Source organism: Desulfolutivibrio sp. (genome assembly GCF_036584575.1).
Taxonomy (GTDB): Bacteria; Desulfobacterota; Desulfovibrionia; order Desulfovibrionales; family Desulfovibrionaceae; genus Desulfolutivibrio.
Genome location: NZ_JAZHDB010000234.1, coordinates 1 through 9,613 on the forward strand (window position 1 = coordinate 1; position 9,613 = coordinate 9,613).

The 9,613-nt window shown below is 65.0% G+C and carries 8 protein-coding genes; 1 reads left to right on the forward strand and 7 read right to left on the reverse strand.

The genetic code is table 11. The annotated features are described in order from the left end of the window. Positions 1–166 precede the first annotated feature (166 nt). Both metW and metX read right to left on the reverse strand, forming a co-directional pair. The gene (metW, locus tag V3572_RS17640; protein WP_332112345.1) at positions 167–781 is read right to left on the reverse strand and encodes a methionine biosynthesis protein MetW; all 615 of its coding nucleotides are present in this window, start codon (positions 779–781) and stop codon (positions 167–169) included. 4 nt (positions 782–785) lie between these two features. Then, positions 786–1,997 (reverse strand): homoserine O-acetyltransferase MetX, encoded by a 1,212-nt coding sequence (gene metX / locus V3572_RS17645; RefSeq protein WP_332112346.1) that lies wholly within the window; start codon positions 1,995–1,997, stop codon positions 786–788. A gap of 270 nt (positions 1,998–2,267) precedes the next feature. On the opposite strand from metX, the gene V3572_RS17650 reads away from it, so the two are divergent. Next, positions 2,268–3,986, forward strand: coding sequence for a LysM peptidoglycan-binding domain-containing protein (locus tag V3572_RS17650; protein ID WP_332112347.1), 1,719 nt, complete (start codon positions 2,268–2,270; stop codon positions 3,984–3,986). A 40-nt stretch (positions 3,987–4,026) separates the two neighbouring features. On the opposite strand, the gene V3572_RS17655 is transcribed toward V3572_RS17650, so the two are convergent. The 5 genes from V3572_RS17655 to V3572_RS17675 all read right to left on the reverse strand — a co-directional run bounded on the left by V3572_RS17655 (position 4,027) and on the right by V3572_RS17675 (position 9,342). Continuing rightward, the gene (locus V3572_RS17655; protein ID WP_332112348.1) at positions 4,027–4,818 is read right to left on the reverse strand and encodes a prepilin peptidase; all 792 of its coding nucleotides are present in this window, start codon (positions 4,816–4,818) and stop codon (positions 4,027–4,029) included. Next, entirely contained in the window at positions 4,818–5,330 is a 513-nt protein-coding gene (locus tag V3572_RS17660) for a HyaD/HybD family hydrogenase maturation endopeptidase (RefSeq protein WP_332112349.1), read from the reverse strand. The genes V3572_RS17655 and V3572_RS17660 overlap by 1 nt, the downstream gene beginning before the upstream one ends. Positions 5,331–5,398: 68 nt before the next feature. Beyond that, the gene (locus V3572_RS17665; protein ID WP_332112350.1) at positions 5,399–7,093 is read right to left on the reverse strand and encodes a nickel-dependent hydrogenase large subunit; all 1,695 of its coding nucleotides are present in this window, start codon (positions 7,091–7,093) and stop codon (positions 5,399–5,401) included. A 69-nt stretch (positions 7,094–7,162) separates the two neighbouring features. Continuing rightward, positions 7,163–8,104, reverse strand: a complete 942-nt coding sequence (locus tag V3572_RS17670) for a hydrogenase small subunit (RefSeq protein WP_163303800.1) — start codon at positions 8,102–8,104, stop codon at positions 7,163–7,165. 308 nt (positions 8,105–8,412) lie between these two features. Next, on the reverse strand, positions 8,413–9,342 hold the full coding sequence (locus V3572_RS17675) for a M15 family metallopeptidase (protein WP_332112351.1): 930 nt from the start codon (positions 9,340–9,342) through the stop codon (positions 8,413–8,415). Positions 9,343–9,613 lie beyond the last annotated feature (271 nt).

A 9,613-nucleotide genomic window follows, 5' to 3' on the forward strand; every position in this document is an offset into this window, starting at 1 on the left:
ATGGGGGCTCCGGGTAAAGGGCGGTGCGTGCGGCGACGTGATCCAGACGAGGGGGAAATCTAAAGCATTGCGGCCCGGCGGGCAACCATGGCGGTCGGCCCGGGGGCGGTCGGCCCGGGGGCGGCCGTCCCGGCGGGAGGCGGCGAGCCTTTGCTCCTGGCGATGCTTAATGCGGCGGAGGCGTCGCCCGGCCGAGCCGGAAGATGCCGTAGGTGGCCAGAAGGTTTGGGAAAAGGGTGGTCACCCGGCCGGTTTCCTGGTGGTGCGGGGTGCTGATGGCCGTCTCGTGCAGGATGGCGAACCCCGAGGCCTTGCAGAAGCGCCGGAAGTCCTTGAGGGCGATGACCCGGATGTTGGGGGTGTCGTACCACTGGTAGGGAAGCTCCCGGGAGACCGGGGCCCGTCCCTTGAAAAAAAGCTGGGCGCGCACGCCATAGTGGGCGAAGTTGGGGAAGCTGACGATGCCGCGTTTTCCCACCCGCAGCATCTCCCGGATGAGCCGGGCCGGATCGTAGACCTGTTGCAGGGTCTGGCTCAAAATCACGTCGTCGAAGGCCTGGTCCGGATAATCGCAGACCTCTTCATTGATGTCGCCGTGCACCATGGACAGCCCGCGGGTGAGCCCCTCGGCCACCTTGGCCTCGTCGATCTCGATGCCCGAGCCGCGGATGCCCTTTTCCCGGATGAGATGGGAGAGCAGGTCTCCCGCGCCGCAGCCCAGGTCCAGCACCTTGGCGCCGGGCTCGATCCAGGAGGCGATGATTTGCAGGTCGTAGCGCATCCGGCTAGCCCCCTGCCTTCGCTTCGGGCGTGTCGGGCGCTTCGGCCCGGGCGGCCTGCTGCATGCGCTCCAGAAAACGTTCGATGATGGCCGAAAGGCGCGGATTGCGCAGCAAAAAGGCGTCGTGTCCCCAGTCGGCCTTGATCTCCATGAAGCTCACGTCCAGGCCGTTTTTCTTCATGGCCTGGACCATGGCCTTGGACTGGTAGGTCGGATAGAGCCAGTCCGAGGTAAAAGACACCACCAGATAGGCGCATTTCGCCTTGGCGAAGGCCGAGACGGCCGAACCGCCCCCGTGGGCGTTTTCCAGGTTGAAATAGTCGGCGGCCTTGGTCACGTACAGGAAGGAATTGGCGTCGAAGCGGTCTACGAATTTCTTGCCCTGGTGGCGCAGATAGCTTTCCACCTGGAAATCCGCCTCGAAGTTGAACGAGATGTCGCAACGGTCTTGCAACCTGCGGTCGAACTTGGCCCGCATGGCCTCGTCGGACAGATAGGTGATGTGCCCGATCATGCGGGCCACGGCCAGCCCCGTGTCCGGCTTTTCCGGATGGGCGTAATAGTCGCCGCCGCGCCAGTTTGGATCGGCCATGATGGCCTGGCGGGCCACCTCATTAAAGGCGATGGCCAGGGCCGAATGCTTGGTGGTGGAGGCCAAAGACACCGCCCCGCGCACCATGTCCGGATAGCGCACGGACCATTCCAGAACCTGCATGCCGCCCATGGAGCCGCCCACCACGGCCAGAAGCTGCTTGACGCCCAGATGGTCCACCAGGGCCTTTTGGGCCGCGACCATGTCGCCGATGGTCACCACGGGAAATTCCAGGCCGTAGGGCGCCCCAGTGGCCGGATTGATCGAACCCGGTCCCGTGGAGCCCATGCAGCCGCCCAGGACGTTGGCGCAGATGACGAACAAGGCGCCAGTGTCGATGCCCTTGCCCGGGCCGATCATGCTGTCCCACCAGCCGGGCTTGGGGTCGGAGGCGTCGTAGTATCCGGCGGCGTGGGAGTCGCCGGTTAAGGCGTGCAGCACCAGCACGGCGTTGTCTTGGCGCGGGGAAAGCGTGCCGTAGGTCTCGTAGGCCAGGGTCACCGGGCCGATGGACAGGCCGGATTCCACGACCAGGGGATGGGGCGGGGCGGCGAAGGTGAAGAATTTTTTCTCCACCAGCCCAACGGAGCCCCCGGGGGCCGTCTGGTCGATGTATTCGCTCACGGTGCGCGTCGCTCCTTGCTCGGCATGGCGATTTCATAACGCCGAAGCGGGGAATTGTCATCCGGGCCTGGGGGATGGCCTGGGGGATGTCTTGGGGGATGGCTGCGTCCGCCCGCCGGGCGCCGGGTGCGGGCGTGCCTGAACAGGGTGCGGCGCGGACGTGCGATCCCGCCGCGCCGGGCATAAACAGGGGCTTTGCCCTTTGGGGCGCATGGGATATAGGGGCCTTGCCCGCGCGGAACCATCCGCCGCGCGGTCACGGAGGAGAGTGTGAACACAACGAGATTCGGCGGCCTCGCCGCCATATGCGCCATGCTGTTGTGCCTTGGGCTGGCCGGGGCCGCCCTGGCCGCCGACCCCGAAAAAAAACCCGACGGATTCCGGGGAATCGCCTGGGGAACCGAGGCGGCGTCGTTAAAGGACATGACCCTGGTTGAGACCGACGGGGAGTTCACGGATTACGACCGCAAAGGGGACAAAAAGGATCTGGGCGGCATGCCCGTGGCCATGGTCACCTACGGATTCTACAAGGGCCAGTTTTACCACGCGGCCATCGCCTACGAGGGAGCCACGGGGTTTGACGCCGTGCAGGAGCACCTGGCGGCCAAATACGGGCCGCCCGACGCCGTGGCCGAGCGCAGCGACGACGCGGGCCGGGCCTATGTGCTGGCGGCCTGGAACTGGCCGGGCTACGCCTACATCGGACACCGCCGCTACAAGGACGGCAGCGCCGGGCGGGTGTTTTATTTCTACAGCCCCCTGGTGGAGGCCTCCAAGGCGGCGGCGGCCTCGTCCGTGGCCACGGCGGCCATGGACCCCCAGGCTCCGGGCGCGGGCAAGGCCTCGGCGACCCAGGCGAAACCCCGCCCGGGCAGCGACGAGAAGCCGGGGAAACCCGGACCCGTCGGCAGGCCCTCGTCTGCCGCGTCCCTGGACAGGCCCGCCCCGTCCGCTTCGGCCGTTCAGGACGAGGCCGCGCCATCCCCGGCCGTCCAGGTCGGCGCCCGGCCCGCGCCGACGATTCCGGCCGCGCCCGGCCAGGGGAGAACCCACGTCGTCGAAAAGGGCGACATGCTTTCGGCCCTGGCCAAACGCTACGGCGTGCCCAGAAAGGACATCCTGGCCGCCAACCCGGGGATCAATCCCACCAATCTCAAGCTCGGACAGACCGTGATCATCCCGGCCGGGGGAAAGGCCCAGGCGGGGTCCGAGCCCCAGGCCGCCGCGCCTGAGACGCACGCCGCAGCGGCCCCGGAGGCGAAACCGGCCCCGGAAACGGCGTCCGCTTCCGAGACCGCCCCCGCGCCCGTATCCGGCGAGGAAGCCAGTCCGGTCCCCAAGGCCCAGTCCGAGGCCGTGAAGGCGCCTGCCCCGGAGAAAAAGGCCGCGCCCGGCGCCCACATCATTGTCCAGGGGGACATGATTTCAGGCCTGGCCAAGCGCTACGGGGTCACGGAAAAGGCCATCCTCAAGGCCAACCCGGGCCTTAAAGCCAGCAATCTCAAGCTGGGGGCGGTCGTCAGGCTGCCCCACGGCGCGACCATGGGGGCTGCCGAGCAACAGGGGGCACCCGACGTGGCGGCGACCGCGCCCGAGCCGAAACCGGAACCCGGGACCGAGCCGAAGCCCGAGCCCAAGGTTGCGGCCAAGCCCGAAACCAAGCCCGAGCCCGAGGCAAAGGTCGTGGCCGCCCCTCCGGCGAAACCCGAGGCGAGATCCGAGTCCACGCCGCAACCCGCCCCTGAGGCCGCGCCCCGGGTCGCCGGGCCGGAACCCGGGACCGCGCCGAAGGCCGAGGCCCGGCAGGCCGCCTCCGAGGACGGGCAGAAGGCCCAGGCGACGAGGCCCCGGGAGCATGTGCTGGAATTCGACGACACCGTGTCCGGGTTGGCCAAACGCTACGGGGTCACGGAGAAGGCCATCTTCAAGGCCAATCCGGGGCTCGACTCCAGGAAGCTGAAGCCTGGACGGAAAATCAAGATCCCCTGAGCCGGGTGGTCCTGCCCGGCAGAGCTGCGGATTCGCGAGCTCAGGACAAAAGCCGGGCCAGGGCGTTCGCGCCCAAAAGTACCTGGGCCATGGCCCCGAAGCACAGAAACGGCCCGAAGGGAATGGGGATGGCGCTTTTTTTCCCCTTCCCGCCGAAAAGAAAAAACGGACTGCACACAAGCGCCGCCACGCTGCCCATGAGAATCGCCATGGGCAGTCCCACGGCCCCGCACATGCCGCCGATGGCCAGCATCAGCTTCACGTCGCCGCCGCCCAGGCCGTCCACGCCGCGCAGATTCCGGTAGCCCCAGGCCAGAAGCCAGAAGACCGCAAATCCCCCCCCGGCCCCGTACAGCGCCAGAGGCAGTCCCACCCCGGGCGTCAGCCACCCGGCCGCGATACCCAGCACGGCGGCCGGATAGGTCAGCCGGTTGGGCAATAAAAAGGTGCGCAGGTCGATGGCCGAGGCGACGATGAAAAGCCCCCCCACGGCCAGAAGAACCAGAAAAAGCGGCGTGGGGCCGTATTTCAGGGCCAAAAGCGCGGCCCAGGCCGCCGAGACGATCTCCAGCAGCGGATAGCCGATGGGGATGCGCACCCCGCAGGAGGCGCATCTCCCCCGGGCCAATACATAGCCCAGAAGCGGGATCAGTTCCCACCAGGACAGACGGTGCCCGCAGGCCGGGCAATGCGACGGCGGCAACACGATGGACTGGCCCACCACGTAGCGGTGGGCGCACACGCTGTAGAAGCTGCCGAGCAAAAGCCCAAACAGCCCGGCCAGCCAGGGAAACAGGCGCACGAGCGCCGGATCGGTGAAAAACCGGATCATCAGGCTCCGTCGCCGTCGGGGGACAGGGGTTCATAGTCCCCCCCGGCCTTTTTGATTTCTTCCAGGGCCACTTCGAAAATGACCGGCATCTTTTCGGCCATTTGCGGCGTAATGTCCACCGCCATGGTCTGGTAGTCGAAGGGCTCGACGCCAACCACCACCGCCTCGGGCCGACTTCCGGCCAGGCCGCAGCAGATCAGCGTGTCCACCAGGTCCGACTGGTGCATGGAGTTTTTGAAGGCCAGGGACTTGCGCAGGTCGTCGCCGGTCAGCAGATAGACGCTGCCCGGTTCGTCGCCGCCTAAGACCGCGTCGATGACGATGAGCTTTTCGCACTGCATGATCGGGTCCATCAGCCGCATCCCGAGCGTGCCGCCGTCCATGAGCGTCACGTTGTCGGAAAAGCGGTAGTCGCGAAGAAGGGCCTCCACGGCCCGGACCCCCACGCCTTCGTCGGTGTACAGGATGTTGCCCACGCCAAGGACCAAAATCTTGGGAACGGTGTCGTGCATAGGGTACCGCCAAAAAACGGGAACCCGGCGCTGGCCGGGTTCCCGCATGGATGCGTTGTGTCTTGAGGCTAGCGGATGCGGAACTTCAAGACCTCGTTGGAGTTGGGCTCGATCACATGCACGCCGCAGGCGATGCAGGGATCGAAGGCATGCACGGTGCGCAGGATCTCGACCGGACGCTTGGGATCGGCGATGGGGGTGCCGATCAGGGCCTCTTCCACGGGGCTGACGGCCCCGGCGGCGCAGCGCGGTCCCAGGTTCCAGGTGGAGGGCACCACGAGCTGGAAGTTGTCGATCTTCTTGTCTTTGATCTTGATCCAGTGGGACAGGGCGCCGCGCGGCGCGTCCACCAGGCCCACGCCCTCGGCCTCGGCGGGCATTTCCCACTTGGCGGCCAGGTTGGTGTCGCCCTTTTTGATGTTGGCGGCGTATTCTTTGATCCAGCCGTCCATCTTCTCGGCGATGATGGCGGTCTCGATGCCACGGGCTGCCGTGCGGCCCAGGGTGGAGAACAGTGCCGTGGCCGGGATGCTGAGCTTTTTCAGCACGGTGTCCACGAGGCCCTTGGTCTCCTTGTGTCCCTTGGCGTAGGCGATGAGCACCCGGGCCAGGGGACCGACTTCCATGGCCTTGCCGTTGTAGCGGGGGGCCTTCATCCAGGAATAGCGTTCCTTGTCGTCAAGCTTGGTGTACTGCGGGTCGGTGACGCCCTCGTACGGATGGTGGGGCTGGTCGCCCTTGTACCAGGAGTACTTGACGTGCTCGGTGATGGCCTTGAGGTCCACCTTGTCGACTTTCTTGAGATCCCGGTTCATCATGACGCCGGCCGGGAAGTAGCAGGATTCCATGTACTTGGCGGTATCCTGGACGTTGGTCGGGAATTCGCCAAAGGACATGAAGTTGGTGGTTCCGCCGATGCCGCCCCAGTCTTTGTAGAAACCGGCCACGGCCAGAAGGTCGGGGATGTACACTTCGTCCACGAACTTCTTGGTTTCCTTCCACAGGGCCGTGAACTCGGCGATGCGATCCGGGGTCATGGCGTCGTAGTTGGTGCAGCCGCCCACGATGGTGAACTGGGTGTGGGGGTTCTTGCCGCCGAACACGGCCATGCAGCGCGCGGCCTTGACCTGCAGGTGCAGGGCCTCCAGGTAGTGGGCCGTGGCGATGAGATCGACCTCGGGCGGCAGGTAGTAGGCCGCATGTCCGCCCAGGAAGTAGGCGTTGGTGAAGATGCCGAGCTGTCCGGTCTCCACGAAGGCTTTCAGGCGGTCCTGAACGGCCTTCAAGGATTCGGCGGAGTTGCCCGGGCGGGCCGGGGCAATGTTGGCGGCCAGTTTGGCGGCCTTCTGGGGGTCGGCCTTGAGCGCGTTGGTGACGTCGACCCAGTCCAGGGCGTGCAGGTGATAGAAATGCACGATATGGTCATGCAGGTACTGGGCGGCCATGACCAGGTTGCGCATCATCCGGGCGTTGGCCGGGATGTTGACCTTGACGGCGTTGTCCACGCAGCGGGTGGAGGCCAGGGCATGCACGTAGGTGCACACGCCGCAGGCGCGCTGGGTGAAGTGCTGGGCGTCTCGGGGGTCGCGGCCCTTGAGGATGATTTCCAGGCCCCGGAAAAGCTGCGAAGAGCTCCAGGCGTCCTTGATCTTGCCGTTTTCCACTTCGACCATGATCCGCAGGTGTCCCTCGATCCTGGTAATGGGATCGACGATGACCGGCCCTGTGAAGGTGCTCTGCGGAGTGGGTTTACTTTCAGCCATATTGTCCTCCATCAAGCGATGATGATTCGTGAGTGACGGCCGACCTGAACTGTCGGGCGGCGGCCTTGGCTACTGTTGATAAAACGGGCTCATGGAATCCCAGAAATCGGGCTCGCTGCACCCGATGCAGGGATGTCCGGCCTGAACCGGCCAGTTGGTCTGGTTGAACAGCACCTTGGGGCAGTTGTTGTAGGTGACCGGCCCCTTGCAGCCCAGTTCGTAGAGGCAGTAGCCTTTTTTGGCTTCCTCGGAGTCGAAGGACGGCGCGAATTCCGAGGCGTCGAAATGCTTGAGACGGGGACAGTTGTCGTGGACGGTCTCGCCGAAGAACATGTTCGGACGGCCGTCCTTGTCGAGTTCGGGAATGCCCTTGGTCAGCACATGCACCACGGCGCCCACGAAGTTGATGGGGTTGGGCGGGCAACCGGCGATGTTGATGGTGGTCACGCCGGTGGCTTCCTTGACGCTGACGGCCTGGCTGGGATTGGGCTTGGCCTTCTGGACGCCGCCAAAGCAGGAGCAGGTGCCCATGCAGATGACGCCCTTGGCCTTGGGCGCCAATTCCTTGGTGGTCTCGAGCATGGTCTTGCCGGAGACTTTGCCCCAGGCGCCGTTTTCGATCATGGGAATGCCGCCCTCGACAACCAGGAAAAATCCGTCCGGCGCAGCCACGGCCTTGTGCAGGGCTTCTTCGGCGGCCTCGCCTGCGGCGGCCATGATGGTCTCATGGTAGTCCAGGGAGATGGTGTCCAGGATCAGCTCATCGATAAACGGTTTCACCGTGCGCAGGATCGCCTCGGAGCAACCCGTGCATTCGGCGTTGTGCAGCCAGACGACGGAGGGACGCTTGGCTGCGGTGAGCGCCTGGGCCACCTTGGGCGCGAACGCCGGGCCCATGCCCATGGCGGCGGCCACGGACGCGCAGAACTTCATGAAGTCGCGGCGCGTGACGCCCCGATCTTCAAGCCGCTTTTCAGCATTTTCCCTGCCAAGACCCACAGAGAATTTCATAAAACTCCTCCTTTCAGTTAGGGCCAACGCGCCGGCTATATCGCCACCCTCGGGATTCCGGCGCACTGGTTGTGCCGTTGCCGACAGCGGCCTGTCTCTGTGTCCCCTTCGTTGCGAGACTGAAGCATGGCCGCCAACGTGAAAAACATCACGATATACTTCCGTCCAAGAATCACTTTTACAACGAAAGGTCAATGGGGTTCCGGAAAAAAACAAGCAAAGACGCAATCATAGCATGTAACTGTACAGTCTGGTCGAGTCCGTATTACGTTTTTTATTTTCTTATGCAGACGACAGGGACGTCTTTTTTATTGTGCAGCATGTCCGTTTTTGTCAGATTCCGTCCCCTCGTCCAAACCGGATCGATCACCGCGCGAAGCCCTGGCTTTTATCAATAGCTCGGGCCGGAATTCAAAATGCATGATGTCATATTCCGCCCACTTACCGCCCCAGATGAACCCTTCGGCCTCAAAGGCCGCAACCACCTCCCCCGGGAAGGACTGCCTCCGGGCCAGCTTGTCCGAGGGGCGCCGGTGGTGCCGCCAGTAAGGGTTGCGGCCTGGATTGACGTCCACGGCGATGCCCAGGGCGTGCATGCTCAGGCGGCTGGTCCCGGCGATGGTCCGCCAGTTGAAGGTGCCCACCACCGGGTAGAGCACGTCCCGCAGCCCGCGATCCCGGGCCACCAAGTCCTCAAGCCGGGCGGCGACCCGCTCCAAGGCGTCCGCCGCGCCATTGCGGCTGTTGAACGGCACCGTGCGGTCCAAAAAGCGCACCGGGCGACAGGCGGCCGACACCTCGGCCGCGTCCTGGCCGTAGACCTCGGCCAAAAACTCCGTCACCCGGCGTCGGCCCGGATGCTGCCCGGCCGGAGGGTCGCCGGTCAACGGGCCGACGGGGTAGGGCTGGGCCAGCATGTCTTCCAGGTCGGGGGCCTCCAGGGCCTCATCCACCGACTTGGTGCGGCCGTCGTCATAGACGAACCGCTTTCCGGATCGGGTGACCGCAAAAATCCGGCCATCTTCGGCCACGACCTCCACGATCACCCCCGGATAGGCGGCCAGCAGGACCGCCAGGTCAAGCTGCTGGACCGTCCCGGACTCTCCGCCCGGCGCGCCCTGGGGCGTCTCGGCAGCCTCGGCCCACGCCGTCAGCAGGACGTTTCCGGCAATGCACAGCGATCCAGTCAAAAGATAAGTCAATATACGGTATGCGCAACAATGCGGAAAGATGATCATGTCGAGGCGTCCTCCCTCCTGGTTCCGTTTGGAACAAGCGGCCGGGTCACAGGGTGTTGCGGCTTCCCTTGCCCGGCGATCAACGGTATTTTGCCATCGAACTCCCTCGCCCGCCAGCCTGCCCGCATGCTGCGGGCCAAGCCGGGGCGGGTCTGCAAGGGACGCCCCTTTCCCGGTTTCGCCAAAAGGAGAGAATAATGGACGCGACGCGGCAAAAATCCAGTCCGGGGCTTCTCGTCATCGTCGTTGTCGGCGTGGTCATCCTGTATGC

Bases quoted from the DNA above. Each gene is read 5' to 3' on its own strand.
- metW (WP_332112345.1), bottom strand. From the start codon at position 781: ATGCGCTACGACCTGCAAATCATCGCCTCCTGGATCGAGCCCGGCGCC.
- V3572_RS17655 (WP_332112348.1), bottom strand. From the start codon at position 4,818: ATGATCCGGTTTTTCACCGATCCGGCGCTCGTGCGCCTGTTTCCCTGG.
- V3572_RS17660 (WP_332112349.1), bottom strand. From the start codon at position 5,330: ATGCACGACACCGTTCCCAAGATTTTGGTCCTTGGCGTGGGCAACATC.
- V3572_RS17665 (WP_332112350.1), bottom strand. From the start codon at position 7,093: ATGGCTGAAAGTAAACCCACTCCGCAGAGCACCTTCACAGGGCCGGTC.
- V3572_RS17670 (WP_163303800.1), bottom strand. From the start codon at position 8,104: ATGAAATTCTCTGTGGGTCTTGGCAGGGAAAATGCTGAAAAGCGGCTT.
- V3572_RS17675 (WP_332112351.1), bottom strand. From the start codon at position 9,342: ATGATCATCTTTCCGCATTGTTGCGCATACCGTATATTGACTTATCTT.